Origin of the sequence: Pseudomonas baetica, from assembly GCF_019733355.1 — a bacterium.
GTDB classification, from domain to species: domain Bacteria; phylum Pseudomonadota; class Gammaproteobacteria; order Pseudomonadales; family Pseudomonadaceae; genus Aquipseudomonas; species Aquipseudomonas baetica_A.
In genome coordinates, this window is record NZ_JAIHLQ010000013.1 from 150,507 (window position 1) to 172,743 (window position 22,237).

The following is a 22,237-nucleotide window of genomic DNA, read 5'->3' on the forward strand; positions in this document are numbered from 1 at the left end:
CGTTCAGCCAGTATCGATATTGACTGACATGACGCCTTCGCGGGCAAGCCCGCTCCCACAAGGGTTCAGGGTGATATTGAGATCGACCCACAGGGCCTGAAGCATGCCGCAACCGTTCATATTCCGTACCGTCGATCTGGATGGCCAGACCATTCGCACGGCGGTGCGCCCCGGCAAGCCTCACTTGACGCCCTTGCTGATTTTCAACGGCATCGGCGCCAACCTGGAGCTGGTGTTTCCGTTTGTCGCGGCGCTGGACCCGGATCTGGAAGTGATCGCCTTCGACGTGCCCGGTGTCGGTGGCTCCTCGACGCCGAACCGACCGTATCGCTTTCCCGGCCTGGCCAAGCTGACGTCACGGATGCTCGATTATCTCGACTATGGTCAGGTCAACGTGATCGGTGTGTCGTGGGGCGGCGCGCTCGCGCAGCAGTTCGCCTACGACTACCCCGAGCGCTGCAAGAAACTGGTGCTGGCGGCAACCGCTGCCGGTGCGGTGATGGTGCCGGGCAAACCGAAAGTGCTGTGGATGATGGCCAGCCCCCGGCGCTACATTCAGCCGTCCCATGTCATCCGTATCGCACCGTTGATCTACGGCGGTTCGTTCCGCCGTGACCCGACCCTGGCCGCCAGCCACGCAGCAAAAGTGCGCTCGGCGGGCAAGCTCGGTTACTACTGGCAACTATTCGCCGGTCTGGGCTGGACCAGCATTCACTGGCTGCACAAGATCCACCAGCCGACGCTGGTGCTGGCCGGCGATGACGATCCACTGATCCCGTTGGTCAACATGCGCATGCTCGCCTGGCGCATTCCCAACGCGCAGTTGCACATCATCGATGACGGTCACCTGTTCCTGATTACCCGCGCCGAAGCCGTGGCGCCGATCATCATGAAATTCCTCGAGGAGGAACGTCAGCGCGCGGTGATGCACCCGCACCCGACACCGCTGGGCGGCTGACCGCAGCGGCAGGCTTTATGCAGTGCTTTATACACAGTGCGTGGCAGGACGCCGCGCAGGCAGCAACCCGCAACAGCGACTATGGTGTTCTGGTTCGGTGAGTTTGTTTTTGGCCTGAAGACGAAGGAGTGTTGATACATGCGCGAAAAACCAGCAAAGGGCGTTGTACCCAGCTCCGCCGTGTTCATCAATGCACAAAGTGCGATCGCCGGGCTGCGAGGCCGAGACCTGATCTCGACCCTGCGCAGTGTGGCCGCCCATGGCTTGCGCAACCCGATCCACAGTGCGAAGCACGCGTTGAAACTCGGCGGCCAATTGGGCCGCGTGCTGCTGGGCGAAACCCTGCACCCGACCAATCCACAGGACAGCCGCTTCGCCGACCCGGCATGGAGCCTGAATCCGTTTTACCGGCGCAGTCTGCAGGCGTATCTGGCTTGGCAGAAACAGGTCAAAAGCTGGATCGACGAGAGCAACATGAGCCCGGACGATCGCGCGCGCGCGCAGTTTGCCTTCACCCTGCTCAACGACGCAGTAGCACCGTCCAATACATTGCTCAACCCGCTGGCGATCAAGGAGTTGTTCAACTCCGGCGGCCACAGTCTGGTGCGCGGCCTCAGTCATCTGTTTGATGATTTGCTGCACAACGACGGCCTGCCTCGACAGGTCACCAAGCAAGCATTCGAAGTCGGCAAAACCGTCGCCACCACCACCGGTTCAGTGGTGTTTCGCAACGAGATGCTGGAGCTGATCCAGTATCGACCGATGAGCGAAAAACAGTACGCCAAGCCACTGCTGGTAGTACCGCCGCAAATCAACAAGTACTACATTTTTGACCTCAGTCCGCAAAACAGCTTCGTCCAATACGCCCTGAAAAACGGCTTGCAAACCTTCATGATCAGTTGGCGCAACCCCGATGTGCGCCACCGCGAATGGGGCCTTTCGACTTACGTTGAAGCGGTGGAAGAAGCGATGAACGTGTGCCGGGCGATCACCGGCGCCCGCGAGATCAATCTGATGGGCGCCTGCGCCGGCGGGCTGACCATCGCCGCTCTGCAAGGGCATTTGCAAGCCAAACGGCAACTGCGGCGGGTCTCCAGCGCGACCTATCTGGTCAGCCTGCTCGACAGCCAGATCGAAACCCCGGCCACGCTATTTGCCGACGAGCAAACCCTTGAAGCCGCCAAACGCCGTTCCTATCAGAAGGGCGTGCTGGAGGGTCGCGACATGTCCAAGGTTTTCGCCTGGATGCGCCCCAACGATTTGATCTGGAGCTACTTCGTCAACAACTACCTGTTGGGCAAAGAGCCGCCAGCCTTCGACATTCTTTACTGGAACAACGACAACACACGCCTGCCCGCCGCGTTTCACGGCGACCTGCTGGACTTCTTCAAGCACAACCCGCTGACCCACCCCGGTGGTCTTGAGGTCTGCGGTACGCCGATCGATCTGCAGAAAGTCACTGTCGACAGTTTCAGCGTCGCCGGCATGAACGACCACATCACCCCATGGGATGCGGTGTATCGCTCAACCTTGCTGTTGGGGGGTGATCGACGTTTTGTGCTGTCCAACAGCGGCCATGTACAGAGCATTCTCAACCCACCGACCAACCCGAAAGCCGCCTACATCGATAACGGCAAGATGAGCAGCGATCCGCGCGCCTGGTACTACGACGGCAAACACGTCGACGGCAGTTGGTGGCCCCAGTGGCTGGAATGGATTCAGCAACGCTCCGGCGCCCAGCACGAAACCCAGATGACCCTCGGCAACCCGAACTATCCACCGATGGAGGCAGCACCCGGCACTTACGTGCATGTGCGCTGACGCTTAACCGACTTTTTCTAAGAAGACTGGATGAAAACCCGCGACCGGATTCTCGAATGTGCTCTGCAACTGTTCAACGAAAAGGGCGAGCCGAACGTTTCCACCATGGAAGTTGCCAATGAAATGGGGATCAGCCCCGGCAACCTCTACTACCACTTCCACGGCAAGGAGCCACTGATTCTCGGACTGTTCGAACGTTTCCAGAATGAACTGGCGCCGCTGCTGGATCCGCCGCCGGAGGTGGAGTTGGCGCCGGAGGATTACTGGCTGTTCTTGCATCTGATCGTTGAGCGACTGGCGCAGTATCGGTTCCTGTTTCAGGACCTGTCGAACCTGGCCGGACGCCTGCCGAAACTGGCGAAGGGGATTCGTCATTTGCTCAATGCCTTGAAACGCACACTGGCATCGTTGCTGGCGCGGTTGAAGGCGGCAGGGCAGTTGGTCAGCGATACGCAGGCGCTGGGGCAATTGGTGGAGCAGATCACCATGACACTGCTGTTTTCACTGGACTATCAGCGAATTCTTGATCGCGAAGGTGAGGTCAGATTGGTTGTTTACCAGATCATGATGCTGGTGGCGCCGCACTTGCTGCCGCCGGTGAAGGTGGCGACGGAGCGGATGGCGCTGCAATACCTGGAAGATCACGATTGATCGCAAACACCAAGAACCCTGTGGGAGCGGACTTGCTCGCGAAGAGGCCAGTACATCCGCTACATCTTGTGTGACAGGAATGCCGCCTTCGCGAGCAAGCCCACACAGGGGTTCGCAGTGGTCTTGAGATTATCTACACAAACAAAAACGCCCGACCTTCGCAGGCCGGGCGTTTTCTTGCTTCCTGAAAAATCAGGACTGACTGGTTGGCGTCGACGGGGTCGATGCAACCGTCGGGGTTGCCGCCGGAGTCGGTGCAGCGGCGGAGTTCGACGTGCTCACCGGGGTTGCCGAAGTGGCAGGCTTGGCCGCTGGAGCGGCCGGTTTCGGCGCAGCGGCTTTCGGTGCGGCCGGTTTTTTCACTGCCGGTTTCTTCGCCGCAGCCGGTTTGGCCGCTGGCTTGGCAGCAGGTTTGGCGGCTGCGGTTTTCGCTGCTGGCTTGGCGGCAGGTTTAGCTGCTGGTTTGGCCGCAGCTTTTGCAGCAGGCTTGGCAGCGGCTTTGGCAGCAACCGGTTTGGTCGCAGGTTTTGCAGCCGCTTTAGCCAGTGGCTTGGCCGCGGTTTTCGCTGCTGGTTTGGCCGCCGCCGTTTTGGCTGCTGGCTTGGCTGCAGCGGTTTTCGCCGCTACCGGGCGAGCTTTCTCCCCGGTAAGTTTTTCGATCTGCTTGGTCAAGGTTTCCACCTTGCTGTGCAGCGCTTTCACTTCATTGCGGCTCGGAACACCCAGGCGCGAAATCGCGCTGTTCAGGCGCTTGTCGAAAGCCCCTTCCAGCTCGTCCCACTTGCCCAGTGCGCGATCTTTAACGCCACTGATGCGCGACTTGGCCGAAGAAGCAGAATCCTTGGCGGCATCGACCTTTTTGCCAACCACAGACTTGGTGAGCTTCTCGGCTTTCTCGCCGTCTTTGACCAATGTATCGAAGAGTTTGCTGCCGTCAGTGTCGATCTTCGAGTACACGCCTAAACCAGCCAGCCAGATTTTGCGGGAGTAGTCTTCGACTTTCCCAATCCACGAGCTGCCTTCTTTATCGGTGTTCTTTTTACCAGCCATCCCGTTCTCCTTAAGATTTACGCGCGACGCGTTCGAGCAATGCCGTCAGCTCATCGAGCTTAGCAGAGAGTGTCTCAACGTCATGTTTAGACGGAATGCCGATACGATTCAAGGCGCTTGCAACACGGGAGTCGAACGCCTTCTCGACCTTGTCGAGTTGAACTTCGACGCGACCTTTGAAAGAGCTGACCTCACCCTTGACTTCATCGATCTCGGTGTTGGCTGCTTCGAGTTTTTCGGTGACGGCTTTTTTGCCTTTCTTTTCAACCGTTTGACCAGCCTTGATCAACTCTTGAAAGTAGTCGCTGCCCTCTTGGCCGACCTTGGCATAGGCACCCAGGCCTGCCAGCCAGATCTTGCGGGCATAGGATTTCACGTCGCTCAGAGCAGAAGTCGAAGCGTCGATTTTTTTCTTCAAAATTACTTTGGCCATGGTGCACCTCACGCGCAGAAGGTTTGAGGAACTGCCCGCGAAAGTGTCGGGCTCAGGCACAAAGTAGGCAGAAAAATTAGAAACGGCACCCTAACAACTGACATAAACAGCAGGAGCACCACGAAACAAATGTGGGAGCGCGCTTGCTCGCGAAAGCCTCTTATCAGTCAACAGACTCATCAACTGACAGACCGCTTTCGCGAGCAAGCCCCCACCGGGGGATTTCATTTCAGGCAGAAATCAAACCAGCGCTTTGTCCAGCGCCTTCTCGATCTCGGCTTTGATCATGCCACTCATGGCCGACATCATCAGACCCAGCTCCACGTCGACCCTGATCGAATCGTCGGCGACATGCACCGCACCTTTAACGCCCGAACGCTTGAGGTTCAAGGTGTCGCCCGACCATTGCGGCTCCAGGCCATATTGATCGGACAGTTTCTGCGCCAGCTTGTCGGCCTTCTCGCGGGCCGCTTCCTTACCCAGGTTGTGGGCACGCTCAACACTAATACGGGCCATTGAATGACTCCTGCTTTATGAATGCTTGTCGGTAAATCTTGACCGCATCTGCGGCAAATCGTCCCGAAGGTTGCCCATCTTACCTTTAGCCATTCCAAGACAAAGCATGGCTTGGGGATTAGAATGTCGCGCATTCTCTTTTGGTGACAGCGATATGACTGATCAGCGCAAAGGCAGCGATGCCGAACCCACCACTCACTTCGGCTTCAAAAACGTTCCGGAAAGCCAGAAAGCGGAAAAAGTCGCTGAGGTGTTCCACTCCGTAGCCGCCAAGTACGACTTGATGAACGACCTTCTGTCGGGCGGCATGCACCGTCTGTGGAAACGTTTCGCGATCGAATTGTCGGGCGTGCGCAGCGGTAATCGCGTGCTGGACATCGCCGGCGGCACTGGCGACCTGACCAAAAAATTCTCCCATCTGGTCGGCCCGACCGGCCAGGTTGTGCTGGCTGACATCAACGAATCCATGCTCAAGGTCGGCCGTGACCGCCTGCTGGATCTGGGTGTGGCCGGCAACGTCGAATTCGTTCAGGCGGACGCTGAAAAACTGCCGTTCCCCGACAACCATTTCGACTGCGTGACCATCGCTTTCGGCCTGCGCAACGTGACGCATAAAGAAGACGCCCTGCGCTCGATGCTGCGCGTGCTCAAGCCCGGCGGCCGTCTGCTGGTGCTGGAATTCTCCAAGCCGACCAACGCGCTGATGTCCAAAGCCTACGACGCCTACTCGTTCGCTTTCATGCCACTGATGGGCAAGCTGATCACCAACGATTCGGAGAGCTATCGCTACCTGGCCGAGTCGATCCGCATGCACCCGAATCAGGAAACCCTGAAATCGATGATGGTCGACGCCGGTTTCGACCGCGTGACCTATCACAACATGACCTCGGGCATCGTCGCCCTGCACCGCGGCATCAAGCCCTGATGCTGCTCACCGGGCTGCTGGCCAGCGTCGAACTCGGCCTGAACCGGGTGCTGCGTCTCGACAGCACGGCGCTGCCGCGGCTGGCGCATTTGACTGGCAAAGTGATTGCCGTCGATTGCCGCAGCCCGGCGCTGCAACTGTTCATCCTGCCGAGTGATGAAGGTCTGATGCTGGCCTCCCACTGGGAAACCGGCGTCGATTGCACCTTGCGCGCTCCGGCTTCAAGCCTGGTGAAACTGGCCCTGAGCAAAGACAAGACCGCGGTGCTGCATGCCCCGCAAGTCGAGCTCGATGGCGACAGCGGTGTGCTGCTGGAACTGGCCGGTGTGTTGCAGGATCTCGAGCTGGACTGGGAGTACGAACTCTCGCGCTGGCTCGGCCCGGTCGCCACACAACTGGTCGGTGGACATCTGCGCAGCCGCGCACGCTGGTATCAACAAGGATTTGCCAGTCTCAACCAGAACCTCGCCGAATACCTCGCCGAAGAATCACGCACCCTCGTCGGGCAGCGCGAAGCCGAAGCGCGGTTCAGCGAACTGGACCGGATCAAACTTGATCTGGAACGTCTCGAGGCGCGTTTCGAGCGCCTTTCCCGATCCCTCGACCCAAGCGATAACGCATGAAGCTGCTTGCCGTCCGCCGTCTGTTGCGCATCCAGCGCGTCGTGATCCGCTACCGCCTCGATGACCTGCTGTTCGATCTGCCGCTGCCCTGGTTCCTCCTGGCGCTGCGCTTTGTGCTGCCGTGGCGCTGGTTTGCGCGCAAGCCGCTGGATCTGAGCCGGGGTGCGCGTTTACGCCTGGCATTGCAGGATCTGGGGCCGATTTTCATCAAGTTCGGGCAGATTCTCTCGACCCGTCGCGACCTGCTGCCGGAAGACATCGCCGATGAACTGATGCTGCTGCAGGATCGCGTGCCGCCATTCGATTCGCAGGTTTCAATCAAGCTGATCGAAGAGCAACTGGGCAGAAAGATCGACGAAGTCTTCAGCCGCTTCGACGTCAAACCACTGGCCTCGGCCTCGGTCGCACAGGTACATGCCGCGCAACTGAAAACCGGCGAAGAAGTGGTGGTCAAAGTCATCCGCCCGGGCCTGAAGCGGGTGATCGCGCAGGATCTGGCATGGCTGTTCATCCTCGCCCGCGCCGCCGAAAAAGTATCGGCGGATGCCCGTCTGCTGCACCCGGTGGACGTGGTTCAGGATTACGAAAAAACCATCTACGACGAACTCGATCTGCTGCGCGAGGCGGCCAACGCCAGCCAGTTGAAGCGCAACTTCGAAGGCTCGCCGTTGCTCTACGTGCCGCAAGTCTATTGGGACTGGTGCCGGCCGAAAGTGCTGGTGATGGAGCGTATCTACGGAATTCAGGTGACGGATTTGGCGACCCTCGCCGACCAGCGCACCGACATGAAAATGCTCGCCGAACGCGGCGTGGAGATCTTCTTCACCCAAGTATTCCGCGACAGTTTCTTCCACGCCGACATGCACCCGGGCAACATCTTCGTCAGCACGGTCAACCCGTGGAGCCCGCAGTACATCGCGATCGACTGCGGCATCGTCGGCAGCCTGACCCCCGAGGATCAGGATTACCTGGCACGCAACCTGTTCGCCTTCTTCAAGCGTGACTACCGCCGCGTGGCGCAACTGCACATTGATTCGGGCTGGGTGCCGGCAGAAACCAAACTCAACGAATTCGAAGCGGCGATCCGTACCGTGTGCGAGCCGATCTTCGAAAAACCATTAAAAGATATTTCATTTGGCCAGGTGCTGATGCGCCTGTTCCAGACGGCGCGGCGCTTCAACATGGAAGTGCAGCCGCAGTTGGTGCTGCTGCAAAAGACGTTATTGAACATCGAAGGCCTCGGCCGTCAGCTGTACCCGGATCTGGATCTGTGGAACACCGCGCAGCCGTTCCTAGAACGCTGGATGCGCGAGCGCGTCAGCCCGAAAACCTTGATCGGCAACGTGCAGAGCCAGTTCGAACAGTTGCCGCACCTGGCCAATATGGCCCGCGACCTGCTCGAACGCATGTCCCAGCCACATGCCAACGACCCACCGCCACCGTGGCACAAACGCAAGGACGACTGGTTCCTGCGCCTGCTTGGCAGTGCCCATCTGGCGGGCGGTACGGTCCTCGCCGCCGGTGGCCCACTGAACGAGCTGGGGCATTGGCCTGCGGGGATCATGGTGGCTGTCGGCTTGTATCTGGTCGTTCGCCGATAGCCAGTTCCATGATCGGCTGGCACACTGTTTCAACGCCTGAACCCGACTATTAGAAGTGCGGGTTCGCTGTCGGAGTCGAAGATGAAAAACTGGCTGGACGAGATCAAGTGGGACGCTGATGGCCTGGTGCCGGCGATTGCCCAGGATCACAAGACCGGACGCGTGCTGATGATGGCCTGGATGAACCGCGAAGCGCTGGAACTGACAGCCGCGGAAAACCGTGCCATCTACTGGTCACGTTCCCGTGGCAAGCTGTGGCGCAAGGGCGAAGAGTCCGGCCACGTACAGACCCTGCATGAAATGCGTCTGGACTGTGACGCCGACGTGATCATCCTGATGGTTGAACAGATCGGCGATATTGCTTGCCATACCGGCCGTCAAAGCTGCTTTTACCGTGTCTTCGAAAACGGCGACTGGAAAACAGTCGACCCGGTACTCAAAGACCCGCACGCCATCTATTGCGCAGGACACAAACATGAGTGACACCCTGACCCGTCTGGCCGAAGTGCTCGAAGAGCGCAAAGGCGCCGCTGCCGACAGCTCGTATGTGGCTAGTCTGTATCACAAGGGTCTGAACAAGATTCTGGAGAAAGTCGGCGAAGAGTCGGTCGAAACCATTATTGCCGCCAAGGACGCCGCCATCAGCGGTGATTGCAGCGACGTGATTTACGAGACCGCCGACCTGTGGTTCCACAGCATGGTCATGCTCGCCCAACTGGGGCAGCATCCGCAGGCTGTGCTCGATGAACTGGATCGTCGCTTCGGTCTGTCCGGACACGTCGAGAAAGCCTCGCGTCCGTCCGCCTGAACAACTTTGAGAGAGGAACTGCAACATGGGCATTTTTGACTGGAAACACTGGATCGTCATTCTGGTAGTCGTGGTGCTGGTGTTCGGCACCAAGAAACTGAAAAACCTCGGCACCGACGTGGGTGAGTCGATCAAGGGCTTTCGCAAAGCCATGAACGACGACGAGAAGCCAGCCGCCGATCCAACCGTGACGCCTGCGCAACCGGTGCCACCAGTGCAGCCGCAAGCCACCGCTCAGACCAATGCGCCGCACACCATCGACGTGCAGGCACAGAAAGTTGAAGAGCCGATCCGCAAAGACGTGTGAGCACTGACTAATGTTTGGTATCAGCTTCACTGAACTGCTGCTCGTCGGCCTCGTTGCCCTGCTGGTGCTGGGCCCCGAGCGACTGCCGGGCGCTGCACGCACCGCCGGCCTGTGGGTCGGGCGACTGAAGCGCAGCTTCAACGCGATCAAACAGGAAGTTGAACGTGAAATCGGCGCTGACGAAATCCGTCGGCAACTGCACAACGAGCACATTCTGTCGCTGGAGCAGGAGGCGCGGAAGATCTTCACGCCGGTTCAGCAGGAACCGACACCGGTTGAACATGTGGGCGAGCAGACGATTCACAGCCCTGCCGCAGTCGCTCCGCTGACACCTGCACCCGTTGCCACACAGGCAGAAACGGTGCCCGCTGCAGCAGAAACCTCGGTTGAACACGTTGCTCCAGCCGCCGCGCCCGTAGCGCTGGCCCCTCACGACCCCACATTGCCGCCGCGAGCCCCATGAGCGATCTTCCCGAAAACGACCAGCACATGCCGCTGGTTTCGCACCTCACCGAGTTGCGCACCCGTCTGCTGCGTTGCGTGGCGGCGATCTTCATCATCTTCGCCGGGTTGTTCGCGTTCACCCAGCAGATCTACACCTTCGTCTCGACGCCGCTGCGCCAGTACCTGCCGGTGGGCGCGACGATGATTGCCACCGACGTGTCGTCGCCGTTCCTGACGCCGTTGAAGCTGACGATGATGGTTTCGCTATTCCTCGCGATTCCGGTGATTCTGCATCAGATCTGGGGCTTCATCGCGCCAGGCCTGTACAAGCATGAGAAGCGCATTGCCGTACCGCTGCTGGTTTCCAGCATCCTGCTGTTCTACACCGGCATGGCCTTCGCCTATTACTTCGTGTTCCCGCTGATTTTCAAATTCTTCGCCGCCGCCACCCCGGCCGGCGTGGAAATGATGACCGACATCGCCAGCTATCTCGATTTCGTCATGACGCTGTTCTTCGCCTTCGGCGTGGCGTTCGAAATCCCGGTGGCCGTGGTGCTGCTGGTGTGGATCGGCGTGGTCGACGTCAAATACCTGAAGAAGATCCGCCCGTACGTGATCATCGGCTGCTTCGTGGTCGGCATGATCCTCACCCCGCCGGACATTTTCTCCCAGACCCTGCTGGCCGTGCCGATGTGGATGCTATTTGAAATCGGCATTCTGTTCGGCAGCCTGGTCAGCAAGCGCGAACGCCCGGAAGAAGCAGCCGACGATCACAACGACCCGCCGCCAGCGACCCAGGCATGAACCTGCTGCTGCTCGAAGAGGCCGATTTCATTGCGCCCGACCGTGTGGTGCTGCGTGATCGTCGCCTGACCCATATGCAGGAAGTTCACCGCTCGGAAGTCGGTGACAGCCTGCGGGTCGGGCGTATAGACGGGTTGATGGGTTCGGCCGAGTTGTTGCGCCTGGAAGCGGGTGAAGCTGAGTTGCGCGTCACCCTCGACCAACCGCCACCGGCCAAGCTGCCACTGACATTGGTGCTGGCCCTGCCCCGCCCGAAAATGCTCCGTCGGGTGTTCCAGACCGTGGCGACCATGGGCGTGTCGAAAGTGATTCTGGTCAACAGCTACCGCGTCGAAAAGAGCTTCTGGCAGACGCCGTTTCTTGAACCGCAAGCGATCCGCGAACAATTGATCCTCGGCCTCGAACAGGCCCGGGATACCGTCCTGCCGCACATCATCATCGAGAAACGCTTCAAACCATTTGTCGAAGACCGTCTGCCAGCCATCACCAACGGCACTCTCGGCCTGGTCGGCCATCCCGGCAACTACCCGCCGTGCCCACGCGCACTCAACGAACCGGTGACCCTGGCGATCGGTCCCGAAGGTGGCTGGATCCCTTACGAAATCGATCTGCTGGCCAAATCCGGCCTGCAACCAGTGCAACTGGGTGAGCGCATTTTGCGGGTTGAAACCGCCGTGACCGCCCTGCTCGCCCGCCTGTTCTAAATTCGCCACATCCCCTGTGGCGGACAAATGGCGTTACAGATTGCCATCACCCAGCCGATACAGTTCCCATAAGTCCAATGAGTGGTCTGAGGGAGTCGTCGCATGTACCGTTGGTTAGCCGAGAGTCTTGGAAACGTCAGCGTCAAACGCAAGCTGGGAATCGGTTTCGGCCTGGTGCTGTTGCTGACGCTGTTGATCACTTTCACCGGCTGGACCGGCATGAGCGGCATCATCAGCCGTGGCGACAAGCTTGGTTTCATCTCCGGCCTAAACGAGCTGACCAAGGATCTGCGCCTGGCGCGCCTGGACTATGAAGCCCGTCGTGGCGAACAAGGTCCCGGCACAGTCAACGAACTGCTTGGCAAACTCGACAGCGGCCTGCAAACCGCTCGCACCCTGATCGAGCAACCCTCCGATGCGGCAATGGTCGATCAGCAACTGGCCGCCGTCGCCGAATACAAACGCGCCTTTGCCGACATGACCCAGGCCACCGTTCAGCGCGAAGACGCCCGCAGCAAGCTTGGCGCCAATGCCGACAACGCCGTGGCGAAGATTTCGGAAGTTGAAAAATCCATGCTGCAGGGCGACAGCGTCGCCCAATTCAACAGCGTGATCGAACTGAGCAAACTGCTGCAGCAGGCGCGCTATCAGGTGCGCGGCTACACCTACAGCGGCAAGGCCGATGCTGAGCAGCCGGCGCTGGACGCCATCGACAATGCGCTGAAAAATCTCGAGAGCCTGCCATCGAAGCTGCCGGAGCAGCACATCGCCAACCTGCAGCAGGCCACTGACTCAATCAAGGCCTATCGCGCAGCGGTCGCCCAGTTCCGCGACTCCCAGATCAACACCGCCAAGGCCAAGGCAATCATGTCGGCTCAGGGCGACATCCTCCTCGACGTGAGCAAAAAACTCACCGAATCCCAGACCATCGTGCGCGACACCGATGCCGCACACGCCAAGAACATGCTGATCATCGCCACCCTGCTGGCGGTAGCTTTCGGCCTGCTGGCTGCGTGGGCGATCACCCGACAGATCATCATTCCGTTGAATCAGACCCTGCAGGTCGCCGAACGCGTGGCGGCCGGCGATCTGACCCACAACCTCGTCTCGCTGCGTCGCGATGAACTGGGCCAATTGCAACGCTCGATGCAGAGCATGACCCAAGGCCTGCGCGAGTTGATCGGTGGCATCAGCGAAGGCGTCACCCAGATCGCCAGCGCTGCCGAAGAACTGTCGGCCGTGACCGAGCAGACCAGCGCCGGGGTCAACAATCAGAAGATCGAGACCGACCAGGTCGCCACCGCCATGAACGAAATGGCCGCCACCGTGCAGGAAGTCGCGCGCAACGCCGAAGAGGCTTCCGAAGCCGCCGTTGCCGCCGACCAGCAGGCCCGCGAAGGCGATAAGGTGGTGGGTGAGGCGATCACCCAGATCGAACGCCTGGCCGTTGAAGTGGGCCACTCCACCGAAGCCATGGGCGAACTTAAACGCGAAAGCGACAAGATCGGCAGCGTGCTCGACGTGATCAAATCCGTGGCCCAGCAAACCAACCTGCTGGCGCTCAACGCGGCAATCGAAGCGGCGCGTGCGGGCGAGGCCGGCCGTGGCTTCGCGGTGGTTGCTGACGAAGTGCGCAGCCTTGCCCAGCGCACGCAGAAGTCCACCGAAGAGATCGAAGAACTGATCGTAGGCCTGCAAAACGGCACCCAGCAAGTGGCGACGATCATGGACAACAGCCGCAGCCTGACTGACAGCAGCGTGGAGCTGACCCGCCGCGCCGGTGGCTCACTGGAAAGCATCACCCGCACCGTATCGGCGATTCAGGCGATGAACCAGCAGATCGCGGCAGCAGCCGAGCAGCAGAGCGCCGTGGCCGAAGAGATCAACCGTAGCGTGCTGAACGTGCGTGATGTGTCGGATCAGACCTCGGCGGCGAGTGAAGAGACAGCAGCGTCCAGCGTTGAACTGGCGCGGTTGGGCACGCATTTGCAGATGCTGGTGGGCCGATTCAAGGTTTGAGGTCACTGATCTGCCTCGGCTCGCTTCGGGCCGAGGTAATGTTATCGATAGCAAGCCGGCCCACAGGTGAATGAGTCGACCACAACGGTTGTGTTCGACTCATTCGCTGTGGCTTACCTAGGCTGTGGGACTTTTCAGTGCCATAAAAAACCCCGCTTTCGCGGGGTTTTCTCATCAGGCCGGCTGAGCCTGAAGACTCACCGGTCGCAGCGGCAGCAGCGGGGCGTGCGGATCGGCTTTCACCGATGCGCGCCAGGCATTGAGCCACTCGGCGTGACCGTCGGCCCAGACCTGCTCATGCAGACGCGCCAAAGCGACCGGATCGCTCAGCAGTTGCAGGCGATCATGGTTACTCAGCGCCGCCGGGCCAACCTTCAGTGCGTGACGCACACGCTCCTGACGCAGCCACTCGATCGGCTCGGCCTGGCCGTGACGGGCCGTCGCCAGCGAGCACGCCAGAGCGTTCTGCTGCGGGTCGACCACGGCGCGGACAAAGCCGTCGTTCAGTGCGTGCCAGCGGTTTTCGTGGGTGTACTGATCGGTGGCCAGCAGCGCCTGTGGCGGATTGTATTCCTCAGGGATGAGGAACAGGCTCTCGTCACGGGACTTCAAGCCCAGACCCACACGACTGGAAATCACCGACACCGGGATCGACAGCATCAGCGAACCGACGATAGGCACCAGCCACCACAGGAAGCTTGGGTTCAGCCAGATCACCAACAGCGCCCAGCAGAAACCCAGCAGCGTTTGCGGCCCGTGGCGCTTGACCGCCTCGCTCCATGGCGTGGAGTCGTCGTCACGCTGTGGCGAGTTCCAGGTGGCGGCCCAGCCCAGGAACGCGGCCAGAACAAAACGGGTGTGGAAAATCATCCGCACCGGCGCCAGCAGCATGGAGAACAGCATTTCCAGCAGCATCGACAGCGTCACCTTGAACTTGCCGCCGAACTCTTTCGCGCCCTTGGCCCAGATCAGGATGATGCTCAACAACTTCGGCAGGAACAGCAGCACGATGGTGGTCGAGAACAACGCGATTGCCTTTTCCGGGTGCCATTGCGGCCACAGCGGATAGAGCTGACGCGGTTCAAGGAAGTACTGAGGTTCCATCAGCGTGTTCACCGCCAGCAGCGCGGTCGACAGCACCAGGAAGAAGAACCACAACGGTGCCGACAGGTACGACATCACGCCCGTCAGGAACACCGCACGGTGCACCGGGTGCATGCCCTTGACCAGGAACAGTCGGAAGTTCATCAGGTTGCCGTGGCACCAGCGACGGTCACGTTTGAGTTCGTCGAGCAGGTTGGGCGGTAACTCTTCGTAGCTGCCCGGCAGGTCGTAGGCAATCCACACGCCCCAGCCGGCACGACGCATCAGCGCCGCTTCAACGAAGTCGTGAGACAGGATTGCCCCAGAGAACGCACCTTTGCCCGGCAACGGCGCCAAGGCGCAGTGGTCGATGAACGGCTTCATGCGGATGATCGCGTTGTGACCCCAGTAATGGGATTCACCCAACTGCCAGAAGTGCAGACCGGCAGTGAACAACGGGCCATACACGCGGGTCGCGAACTGCTGCATGCGCGCATACAGGGTGTCCATGCCCGACGCACGAGGCGCGGTCTGGATAATCCCGGCGTCCGGCGTGGCTTCCATCAAGCGCACCAGACTGGTCAGGCACTCGCCGCTCATGACCGAGTCGGCGTCGAGCACGACCATGTACTTGTAGTCACCGCCCCAGCGACGGCAGAAGTCGTCGAGGTTGCCGCTCTTGCGTTTCACACGACGGCGACGGCGGCGATAGAAGATCTTGCCGAAGCCTTTGGCTTCGCGGCAGACGTCCAGCCAGGCTTGTTGCTCGGCCACGCAGATGTCGGTGTCGTTACTGTCACTGAGCACGAAGAAGTCGAAACGATCCAGATCACCGGTGGCGGCAACCGATTCGAAGGTGGCGCGCAGACCGGCAAATACCCGGGGCACGTCTTCGTTGCAGATCGGCATCACCAGCGCGGTACGGGCGTCTTTGGCAATCGGCTCGTTGCCGGCGCTTTTGCCGGAGATGCGGTATTTATCGTGACCGGTGAGCAACTCGAGGAAGCCCATCAACGCGGTCCAGAAACCGGCCGACACCCAGCAGAACAGAATCCCGAACAGAATCAGGATGCTGGTTTGCAGCGCATACGGCAGCACTTGCGTGGCGGTTTGCAGCAGCGGCTGGTGCAGGACTTCGTCGAGGTCGACGAACGACCAGCCCTGGTACGGCATGATGCCTTTCATGTACCAGCCGGCGACGATGGTCTGGCCGAGCATCAGCAGCAACAGAATGTAGCGACGGATCGAACCGACGGTGCGCCAGCGCGCGGCCGGCAGCACGTTTTCGTCTTTGGGCGGTTGCGGCGGGTTGGTGCGGCCGGTCAGGCGGCGCCAGCCACGCACCAGAACATTGGTACGCCAAGGCTCCGGCACGACTTTGGTGCGACGAATCGGCGGCGTGGCCTTGAGACTGACCCGGCCGCTGGCGTCGAGCACCAGCATTTGCGCATCTTCCAGCGCTTCGGCCGTGCTCAGGGTCAGGCGCTTGCCGACCGAAGCCTGGGCGGCTTCGGTCGGCGCGCCGAACGTCGAGGACGATAGGCGTTCATGCAGCTCGCTGAACGACTGGCAGCCCGCGAGTTCCGCGCGCTGCTCGTCGGTCATCGGCAGATGCGCCAGATACTCGGACAGAGTCTCTGGCTGTACTTGAGAGTTACTCATCGGCAGGCAACTGATAGCTCCAGGTCTCGGTCAGGACTTCTTCAGTCGGTGCCGATTCCGGTGTGGCTGGGGCCGCGTCCGCAGCGGCTGGCTGCTTGGCGTCTTTGTTGGCCTTGTCCTTGGCCTCTGCGTCTGGCTTGGCATCTGCCTGTTTGGCCTCGGCTGCCTTGGCTTCCTTGTCGGCTTTCGCTTGTTGCTTGGCGGCAATCTTGTCGGCCTTGGCAACGGACGAGTTAGACGTCGGCACCGCAGACTTGGCCAGATCAGCGGTTACCACTGGCTGCACCAGTGCGGCACGCATCTCGGTCGACTTGCTCGCATCCTTGATTTTCATCCGCAGGGTCAAGCGCCAGCCCTTGGTTTCAGGGTTGTAGCGCACGCTGTTTTCAACCAGTTCGGCGTTGTCACCGACGCTGACCTGGCTGCGAACGTCAGCGTCCGGGGCCAGCGCCGCCAGCGATGGACCTTCAAAGTCGACCAGGTAGGCAACGCTGCCATCGGGCTGACGGATCAGGTTCGATTGCTTGACGTCACCGGTCGAACGCAGCGTCTGCGCAACCCAGGCGCTGTCCGGCGCGTGAATCGCGGCTTCATCCATGGTCCAGTGCATGCGGTAGGCGAAGTCCAGCGGCTGACCCGGCTCCGGCATTTTTTCCGGGCTCCAGAACGCAACGATGTTGTCGTTGGTTTCGTCGGCGGTCGGAATCTCTACCAGATCAACGGTGCCCTTGCCCCAGTCGCCCTTCGGCTCGATCCAGGCGCTTGGGCGCTTGTCGTAGCGGTCGTCGAGGTCTTCGTAGTGGCTGAAGTCACGGCCACGTTGCAGCAGACCGAAACCGCGCAGGTTGTCGACGCTGAAATTGCTCACGGCCAGGTGTTTAGGGTTGTTCAGCGGACGCCAGATCCACTCGCCGTTACCGGCATGGATCGACAGACCGCTGGAGTCGTGCAGTTCACGGCGGTAGTTGAGGACTTTGGACGGCTGGTTCGCGCCGAACAGGAACATGCTGGTCAACGGGGCGATGCCCAGTTTGCCGACCTTGTCACGCAGGAACATCTGCGCCTTGACGTCGACAATGGTGTCGCTGCCCGGACGCAGGATCAGACGATAGGCACCGGTGGCACGCGGCGAATCCAGCAGGGCGTAGATCACCAGATGCTTGTCAGCCGGCTTCGGCTGTTCAATCCAGAACTCGCGAAAACGCGGAAACTCTTCGCCCGACGGCAACGCGGTATCGATGGCCAGGCCACGAGCCGAAAGACCGTAGGTGTGACCCTTGCCGACGACGCGGAAGTAGCTCGCGCCCAGCATGGTCATGATTTCGTCTTGCTTGTCGGCCTTGTTGATCGGGTACAGCACACGGAAACCGGCATAACCCAGTTTATCGGTGGCCTTAGGATCGAATTTCAGATCGCCGAAATCGAAACGCGAAGGGTCGTATTTGATCTCTTCGACGGTGTTAGCCGTTATTTCGTTGATTTTCACCGGTGTATCGAAGTGCATACCCTGGTGATAGAAGGACAGTTTGAACGGGGTCTTCTGATCAGCCCACTCAGCCTTTTCGGTGAGGAAGCGGATTTTCTGATAGTCCGCGAATTTCATGTCGCGGAATTCGTTCGGCAGGTTGCTGCGGGGGGCTTCGAACTTCTGTCCGGCCAGCTCTTTAGCCTTGGCCGATACATCGTCAAGATTGAACGCCCAAAGCTGACCGGCGCTGAGCAGGCACAGGAGCGCGGAGCCCGCTACCAAAGCACTTCGAACGCGTTTGGCAGACAATTTTGCTGCATTACAGGGACTAACAATCACGAGCAACCCTCGCCGAAAACAGATCAAAAAACCAACGGCCAGCTATCTATATGCCAGGTTGGCGAGCATTGTTCCGACTCCGCTGGGGCAAAATGATTCCCCAATCGGATCCAGACAAGTCTCTACCTAAGTCAAAAATGGACCAACGAACGCTGATCCCCATAGCGCGCGATTATCTAGTAGCCCGCATGACAACGCATCAGGGGTAACAAAGTATTTATCGCGAAAACACCCTAAAAACAGTCGAAATTTCCTAAAGAAGGTGTTTCAGGTGCTTTTAGGTCTGTAACAAAAAGGTAACCGGGCCATCGTTGACCAAATGCACCTGCATATCAGCGCCGAATCTACCTGATGCCACAGTGCCATGCACCTGTTTCGCTTTGCTTAATAGATAGTCGAACAATTCCTCGCCCAGAGCCGGTGGCGCCGCCGTTGAAAAGCTCGGCCGCAACCCGCTTTTGGTGTCGGCGGCCAGGGTGAACTGAGAGACCAGCAGCAACCCGCCACCCACGTCCGCCAAGGACAAATTCATCTTGCCCTCGGCGTCACTGAATACCCGATAGTTAAGCAGCTTATGCAGAAGTTTGTCGGCGCTGACACGCGTGTCGTCTGGTTCGATCGCCACCAGGACCAGCAACCCCTGATCGACCGCACCCACTACCTCGCCCGCCACCTCTACTCGAGCGCCACGCACTCGCTGTAACAGGCCCTTCATGCTTCTTCGGGCGACAGGTCGAGCAGGCGCTGCGCCATTTGACCGGCGGCACGCACCAGCGCGTCGGTGATGCCCGGTTCGGACGCGGCATGACCGGCGTCGCGAATCACCTGCAACTCGCTGTTCGGCCACGCCTGATGCAGTTCCCAGGCGTTATCCAGTGGGCAGATCACATCGTAACGACCGTGAATGATCACGCCCGGCAAGTGAGCAATCTTGCCCATGTCGCGAATCAGTTGGTTCGGTTCGAGGAAAGCATTGTTGGTGAAGTAGTGGCACTCGATGCGCGCAATCGACAAGGCGCGTTGCGGTTCGCAGAAGCGATCGACCACCAGCGGGTTCGGCCGCAGGGTCGCGGTGCGCCCTTCCCAGGTCGACCAGGCTTTGGCCGCGTGCATCTGGGCGATCTGGTCGTTACCCGTGAGGCGTTTGTGGAAGGCGCTGAGCAGATCATCGCGCTCGTCCAGCGGAATCGGCGCGATGTAGTCCTGCCAGTAATCGGGGAACAGGCGGCTGGCGCCAGCCTGATAGAACCACTCGATTTCCTGCGGGCGGCAGAGAAAGATCCCGCGCAGGATCAAGCCATGCACGCGCTCCGGGTGAGTTTGTGCATAGGCCAGCGCCAGGGTCGAACCCCACGAACCACCGAACAGCACCCATTTTTCGATGCCCAGGTGCTGGCGGATGCGCTCAAGGTCGGCGACCAGTTCCCAAGTGGTGTTGTTTTCCAGGCTGGCGTGCGGGGTGGAGCGTCCGCAACCGCGCTGGTCGAAAGTGACGATGCGGTACAGGTTCGGATCGAAATAGCGTCGGCTCTGAGCGTCGCAACCGGCGCCAGGGCCGCCGTGGATGAACACGACCGGCAAGCCTTGCGGTGAACCGCTCTCGTCGACATACAACGTATGCGTGTCATCGACAGCCAGATCGTGCCGGGCGTAAGGTTTGATCTGCGGGAACAAAGTCTGCATTGCGCGCTCCGTAAGGGGTCGAGGTCATCCCTGGGGGGACTTCTATTATTCTGCCGTTGGGCATCATAAACCCGATTTACGTCAATAAGCATGCCTGTGCACTACCGCGATTTTTCTGCTGCATATAAAACATGTGGGAGCGGGCTTGCTCGCGAAGAGGCCGTATCAGTCGACATCAATATTGACTGTTCCGACGCCTTCGCGAGCAAGCCCGCTCTCACAGGGGATGGTGTTGTTACTTGAGAGCGTGTTTCTGGCCCCAGGCAATAAAGTGCTGCAGCAGCGCCTTGAGGACCACCCGCGTCGGCTCGGCCAAGTCGGCGCGATAGCGGAACGGCTCGAACTCTTCCATGTAGGTGCACTGGCACAGTTCCAGTTGCACGGCGTGGATGTTCTCGGCCGGGTTGCCGTAATGGCGGGTGATGTGGCCGCCCTTGAAGCGTCCGTTCAGGACGTGGCTGTACTCGCCGTGGCGAGCGCAGATCGCTTCCAGTTCCGTGGCCAGTTGCCGATCACAACTGGCGCCATTGAAGGTGCCGAGGTTGAAGTCCGGCAGTTTGCCGTCGAACAGGTGCGGGATGATCGAGCGGATCGAATGCGCGTCGAACAGCAACGCGTAACCGAACTCGGCCTTCAGCCGCGCCAGTTCTTCCTGCAAGGTGCGGTGGTACGGCGTCCAGATCTGCTCCAGGTAAGTCGCGCGCTCTTCTTTCGAAGGCTCCTGGCCTTCCTTGAACAACGGGATGCCATCGAACAAAGTCGCGGGATACAGCCCGGTGGTGGCGCCGGCGTACAGCGGTTTGTCGTCGGACGGCCGGTTCAGGTCGATGACGAAACGCGAGTACTCGGCCGCCAGGGTGCTGGCGCCGAGTTCTTCGGCGAAGTCATAGAGCTGCGGAATGTGCCAGTCAGTGTCCGGCAGGCTTTGCGCATCCGGGATCAGGCCAGCCTCGACCGCAGGCGTCAGGCGCAGACCGGCGTGAGGCATGCTGATCAACAGCGGCACACGACCTTGTTTGAAATTCAGAACCTTATCCACAACCGTTCTCCTACAGACTTGATTCGACGCCGTGACGCACGACGCGTTTGTCCAGATCACCACCGAGCCAATAGGCCAGATCCGCCGGACGATCAATGTGCCAGGCGACGAAATCCGCGACCTTGCCGACTTCCAGCGAACCGTGGGTGTCAGCCATGCCCAGCGCTTGCGCGGCATGAATCGTCGCGCCGGCCAGCGCTTCTTCCGGTGTCATGCGAAAACAGGTGCAGGCCATGTTGAGCATCAGGCGCAACGACAGCGCTGGCGAAGTGCCGGGGTTGAGGTCGCTGGCGATGGCGATCTTCACCTTGTGCTTGCGCAGGGCTTCCATCGGCGGCAGTTGGGTTTCACGCAGGAAGTAGAACGCGCCCGGCAGCAGCACCGCGACCGTGTCGGATTCGGCCATGGCGATGGCGTCGGCTTCGTCCATGAACTCCAGATGATCGGCCGACAACGCGTGGTAGCACGCCGCCAGGCTGGAGCCGTGCAGCGAGGACAATTGCTCGGCGTGCAGCTTCACCGGCAGACCCAGTTTGTGGGCAGCGATGAACACGCGTTCAACCTGTTCCGGCGAGAACGCCAGGTATTCGCAAAACGCATCCACGGCATCAACCAAACCTTCGGCGGCCAACGCTGGCAGCATCTGGGTGCAGACCAGATCGATGTAATCGTCAGCGCGATCCTTGTATTCCGGCGGTAGCGCATGTGCGGCCAGACAGGTGCTGCGCACGCTGATCGGCAGTTCGGCAGCCAGACGCCGAATCACGCGCAGGATCTTGCGCTCATTGGCCAGATCGAGGCCGTAGCCAGATTTCATCTCGACCGTGGTCACGCCGTCACGCATCAGGCTTTTCAAGCGTTTGGCGGCACTGGCGAACAATTCGTCTTCGCTCGCTTCGCGCGTCGCACGCACGGTGCTGGCGATGCCGCCGCCGGCCGCGGCGATCTCGGCGTAGCTAACGCCTTGCAGGCGTTTTTCGAACTCGCCGCTGCGGTTGCCACCGAACACCGTGTGGGTGTGGCAGTCGATCAGGCCGGGGGTGACCCACGCGCCTTGCAAGTCATTGACCGCCGGGTATTCGCCGGATGGCAATTGATTGCGCGGGCCGATCCACTCGATGTGCGCACCGGACGTCACGATGGCCGCATCCTCGATGATCGAGTAGACGCCTTGCGCCATGGTTGCGACGTGGCAGTGTTGCCAGAGGGTTTTCATCCCAAGTCCTCGTCTTGTTCAAAATCGATTCGCGAGCAAGCCCGCTCCCACATTTGGAATGCGTTCCCCTGTGGGAGCGGGCT

The 22,237-nt window shown here is 60.1% G+C and carries 22 protein-coding genes and 1 pseudogene; 14 read left to right on the forward strand and 9 right to left on the reverse strand.

Translation table 11 applies throughout. The annotated features are described in order from the left end of the window. Positions 1–103: 103 nt before the first annotated feature. The 3 genes from phaZ to K5E40_RS14165 all read left to right on the forward strand — a co-directional run bounded on the left by phaZ (position 104) and on the right by K5E40_RS14165 (position 3,430). Positions 104–958 carry a poly(3-hydroxyalkanoate) depolymerase gene (gene phaZ / locus K5E40_RS14155; protein ID WP_221731317.1) on the forward strand — a complete coding sequence of 285 codons (855 nt, stop codon included), beginning with the start codon at positions 104–106 and terminating at the stop codon, positions 956–958. A 138-nt stretch (positions 959–1,096) separates the two neighbouring features. Beyond that, positions 1,097–2,779: a class II poly(R)-hydroxyalkanoic acid synthase gene (gene phaC, locus K5E40_RS14160; protein ID WP_221731318.1), complete on the forward strand. Its 1,683-nt coding sequence runs from the start codon at positions 1,097–1,099 to the stop codon at positions 2,777–2,779. Positions 2,780–2,809: 30 nt separating this feature from the next. Then, positions 2,810–3,430, forward strand: coding sequence for a TetR/AcrR family transcriptional regulator (locus K5E40_RS14165; protein WP_221731319.1), 621 nt, complete (start codon positions 2,810–2,812; stop codon positions 3,428–3,430). A 192-nt stretch (positions 3,431–3,622) separates the two neighbouring features. Here the strand turns inward: K5E40_RS14165 and K5E40_RS14170 are convergent, their stop codons facing one another. The 3 genes from K5E40_RS14170 to K5E40_RS14180 all read right to left on the reverse strand — a co-directional run bounded on the left by K5E40_RS14170 (position 3,623) and on the right by K5E40_RS14180 (position 5,429). Continuing rightward, on the reverse strand, positions 3,623–4,480 hold the full coding sequence (locus K5E40_RS14170; protein WP_221731320.1) for a phasin family protein: 858 nt from the start codon (positions 4,478–4,480) through the stop codon (positions 3,623–3,625). Positions 4,481–4,490: 10 nt separating this feature from the next. Continuing rightward, complete coding sequence (locus K5E40_RS14175) at positions 4,491–4,913, reverse strand: phasin family protein (RefSeq protein WP_221731321.1); 423 nt, start codon at positions 4,911–4,913, stop codon at positions 4,491–4,493. A 240-nt stretch (positions 4,914–5,153) separates the two neighbouring features. After that, on the reverse strand, positions 5,154–5,429 hold the full coding sequence (locus K5E40_RS14180; RefSeq protein ID WP_221731322.1) for a polyhydroxyalkanoic acid system family protein: 276 nt from the start codon (positions 5,427–5,429) through the stop codon (positions 5,154–5,156). Between the two features lie 154 nt (positions 5,430–5,583). On the opposite strand from K5E40_RS14180, the gene ubiE reads away from it, so the two are divergent. From ubiE to K5E40_RS35630, 11 genes and pseudogenes are all read left to right on the forward strand, one after another. Next, positions 5,584–6,354: a bifunctional demethylmenaquinone methyltransferase/2-methoxy-6-polyprenyl-1,4-benzoquinol methylase UbiE gene (gene ubiE / locus K5E40_RS14185; RefSeq protein WP_221731323.1), complete on the forward strand. Its 771-nt coding sequence runs from the start codon at positions 5,584–5,586 to the stop codon at positions 6,352–6,354. Next, positions 6,354–6,977, forward strand: a complete 624-nt coding sequence (locus K5E40_RS14190; protein ID WP_095187467.1) for an SCP2 domain-containing protein — start codon at positions 6,354–6,356, stop codon at positions 6,975–6,977. The genes ubiE and K5E40_RS14190 overlap by 1 nt, the downstream gene beginning before the upstream one ends. Beyond that, complete coding sequence (gene ubiB / locus K5E40_RS14195; RefSeq protein ID WP_221731324.1) at positions 6,974–8,578, forward strand: ubiquinone biosynthesis regulatory protein kinase UbiB; 1,605 nt, start codon at positions 6,974–6,976, stop codon at positions 8,576–8,578. Before K5E40_RS14190 ends, ubiB begins: the two co-directional genes overlap by 4 nt. An 81-nt stretch (positions 8,579–8,659) precedes the next feature. Continuing rightward, positions 8,660–9,061 carry a phosphoribosyl-AMP cyclohydrolase gene (hisI, locus tag K5E40_RS14200; RefSeq protein ID WP_123470722.1) on the forward strand — a complete coding sequence of 134 codons (402 nt, stop codon included), beginning with the start codon at positions 8,660–8,662 and terminating at the stop codon, positions 9,059–9,061. Further along, positions 9,054–9,386 carry a phosphoribosyl-ATP diphosphatase gene (locus K5E40_RS14205; RefSeq protein WP_007909355.1) on the forward strand — a complete coding sequence of 111 codons (333 nt, stop codon included), beginning with the start codon at positions 9,054–9,056 and terminating at the stop codon, positions 9,384–9,386. The genes hisI and K5E40_RS14205 overlap by 8 nt, the downstream gene beginning before the upstream one ends. Positions 9,387–9,411: 25 nt before the next feature. Next, entirely contained in the window at positions 9,412–9,693 is a 282-nt protein-coding gene (locus tag K5E40_RS14210; RefSeq protein ID WP_221731325.1) for a twin-arginine translocase TatA/TatE family subunit, read from the forward strand. 10 nt (positions 9,694–9,703) lie between these two features. After that, on the forward strand, positions 9,704–10,156 hold the full coding sequence (gene tatB / locus K5E40_RS14215; protein ID WP_221731326.1) for a Sec-independent protein translocase protein TatB: 453 nt from the start codon (positions 9,704–9,706) through the stop codon (positions 10,154–10,156). Then, positions 10,153–10,941, forward strand: a complete 789-nt coding sequence (gene tatC / locus K5E40_RS14220) for a twin-arginine translocase subunit TatC (protein ID WP_260455779.1) — start codon at positions 10,153–10,155, stop codon at positions 10,939–10,941. The genes tatB and tatC overlap by 4 nt, the downstream gene beginning before the upstream one ends. Beyond that, on the forward strand, positions 10,938–11,645 hold the full coding sequence (locus K5E40_RS14225) for a 16S rRNA (uracil(1498)-N(3))-methyltransferase (RefSeq protein WP_221731327.1): 708 nt from the start codon (positions 10,938–10,940) through the stop codon (positions 11,643–11,645). Before tatC ends, K5E40_RS14225 begins: the two co-directional genes overlap by 4 nt. 219 nt (positions 11,646–11,864) lie before the next feature. Continuing rightward, positions 11,865–12,809: pseudogene (locus K5E40_RS35625) on the forward strand (methyl-accepting chemotaxis protein); the annotation flags it as partial. Between the two features lie 141 nt (positions 12,810–12,950). Beyond that, the gene (locus K5E40_RS35630; protein ID WP_401138693.1) at positions 12,951–13,664 is read left to right on the forward strand and encodes a methyl-accepting chemotaxis protein; all 714 of its coding nucleotides are present in this window, start codon (positions 12,951–12,953) and stop codon (positions 13,662–13,664) included. A 174-nt stretch (positions 13,665–13,838) separates the two neighbouring features. On the opposite strand, the gene mdoH is transcribed toward K5E40_RS35630, so the two are convergent. The 6 genes from mdoH to hutI form a co-directional block, all read right to left on the reverse strand. Continuing rightward, a complete protein-coding gene (gene mdoH / locus K5E40_RS14235; protein WP_221731329.1) occupies positions 13,839–16,409 on the reverse strand; it encodes a glucans biosynthesis glucosyltransferase MdoH in 2,571 nt (856 codons plus the stop codon). Continuing rightward, positions 16,402–18,216 (reverse strand): glucan biosynthesis protein G, encoded by a 1,815-nt coding sequence (locus tag K5E40_RS14240; RefSeq protein ID WP_221731330.1) that lies wholly within the window; start codon positions 18,214–18,216, stop codon positions 16,402–16,404. The genes mdoH and K5E40_RS14240 overlap by 8 nt, the downstream gene beginning before the upstream one ends. Before the next feature lie 277 nt (positions 18,217–18,493). Beyond that, positions 18,494–18,931, reverse strand: a complete 438-nt coding sequence (gene dtd, locus K5E40_RS14245) for a D-aminoacyl-tRNA deacylase (RefSeq protein ID WP_221731331.1) — start codon at positions 18,929–18,931, stop codon at positions 18,494–18,496. Continuing rightward, complete coding sequence (gene pip, locus K5E40_RS14250; protein ID WP_221731332.1) at positions 18,928–19,899, reverse strand: prolyl aminopeptidase; 972 nt, start codon at positions 19,897–19,899, stop codon at positions 18,928–18,930. The genes dtd and pip overlap by 4 nt, the downstream gene beginning before the upstream one ends. Before the next feature lie 235 nt (positions 19,900–20,134). Continuing rightward, positions 20,135–20,938, reverse strand: a complete 804-nt coding sequence (gene hutG / locus K5E40_RS14255; RefSeq protein ID WP_221731333.1) for an N-formylglutamate deformylase — start codon at positions 20,936–20,938, stop codon at positions 20,135–20,137. Positions 20,939–20,948: 10 nt separating this feature from the next. Next, positions 20,949–22,154, reverse strand: coding sequence for an imidazolonepropionase (gene hutI, locus K5E40_RS14260; protein WP_221731334.1), 1,206 nt, complete (start codon positions 22,152–22,154; stop codon positions 20,949–20,951). Positions 22,155–22,237: the final 83 nt, after the last annotated feature.

Excerpts from the sequence above, each read along its gene's own strand:
- ubiB (WP_221731324.1), top strand. The coding sequence starts at position 6,974 with ATGAAGCTGCTTGCCGTCCGCCGTCTGTTGCGCATCCAGCGCGTCGTG.
- dtd (WP_221731331.1), bottom strand. The coding sequence starts at position 18,931 with ATGAAGGGCCTGTTACAGCGAGTGCGTGGCGCTCGAGTAGAGGTGGCG.
- pip (WP_221731332.1), bottom strand. The coding sequence starts at position 19,899 with ATGCAGACTTTGTTCCCGCAGATCAAACCTTACGCCCGGCACGATCTG.
- ubiE (WP_221731323.1), top strand. The coding sequence starts at position 5,584 with ATGACTGATCAGCGCAAAGGCAGCGATGCCGAACCCACCACTCACTTC.
- hisI (WP_123470722.1), top strand. The coding sequence starts at position 8,660 with ATGAAAAACTGGCTGGACGAGATCAAGTGGGACGCTGATGGCCTGGTG.
- tatB (WP_221731326.1), top strand. The coding sequence starts at position 9,704 with ATGTTTGGTATCAGCTTCACTGAACTGCTGCTCGTCGGCCTCGTTGCC.
- phaZ (WP_221731317.1), top strand. The coding sequence starts at position 104 with ATGCCGCAACCGTTCATATTCCGTACCGTCGATCTGGATGGCCAGACC.
- K5E40_RS14190 (WP_095187467.1), top strand. The coding sequence starts at position 6,354 with ATGCTGCTCACCGGGCTGCTGGCCAGCGTCGAACTCGGCCTGAACCGG.
- K5E40_RS14225 (WP_221731327.1), top strand. The coding sequence starts at position 10,938 with ATGAACCTGCTGCTGCTCGAAGAGGCCGATTTCATTGCGCCCGACCGT.
- K5E40_RS14170 (WP_221731320.1), bottom strand. The coding sequence starts at position 4,480 with ATGGCTGGTAAAAAGAACACCGATAAAGAAGGCAGCTCGTGGATTGGG.
- tatC (WP_260455779.1), top strand. The coding sequence starts at position 10,153 with ATGAGCGATCTTCCCGAAAACGACCAGCACATGCCGCTGGTTTCGCAC.
- K5E40_RS14175 (WP_221731321.1), bottom strand. The coding sequence starts at position 4,913 with ATGGCCAAAGTAATTTTGAAGAAAAAAATCGACGCTTCGACTTCTGCT.
- K5E40_RS14165 (WP_221731319.1), top strand. The coding sequence starts at position 2,810 with ATGAAAACCCGCGACCGGATTCTCGAATGTGCTCTGCAACTGTTCAAC.
- K5E40_RS14180 (WP_221731322.1), bottom strand. The coding sequence starts at position 5,429 with ATGGCCCGTATTAGTGTTGAGCGTGCCCACAACCTGGGTAAGGAAGCG.
- mdoH (WP_221731329.1), bottom strand. The coding sequence starts at position 16,409 with ATGAGTAACTCTCAAGTACAGCCAGAGACTCTGTCCGAGTATCTGGCG.
- K5E40_RS14210 (WP_221731325.1), top strand. The coding sequence starts at position 9,412 with ATGGGCATTTTTGACTGGAAACACTGGATCGTCATTCTGGTAGTCGTG.
- K5E40_RS35630 (WP_401138693.1), top strand. The coding sequence starts at position 12,951 with ATGAACGAAATGGCCGCCACCGTGCAGGAAGTCGCGCGCAACGCCGAA.
- K5E40_RS14205 (WP_007909355.1), top strand. The coding sequence starts at position 9,054 with ATGAGTGACACCCTGACCCGTCTGGCCGAAGTGCTCGAAGAGCGCAAA.
- phaC (WP_221731318.1), top strand. The coding sequence starts at position 1,097 with ATGCGCGAAAAACCAGCAAAGGGCGTTGTACCCAGCTCCGCCGTGTTC.
- hutI (WP_221731334.1), bottom strand. The coding sequence starts at position 22,154 with ATGAAAACCCTCTGGCAACACTGCCACGTCGCAACCATGGCGCAAGGC.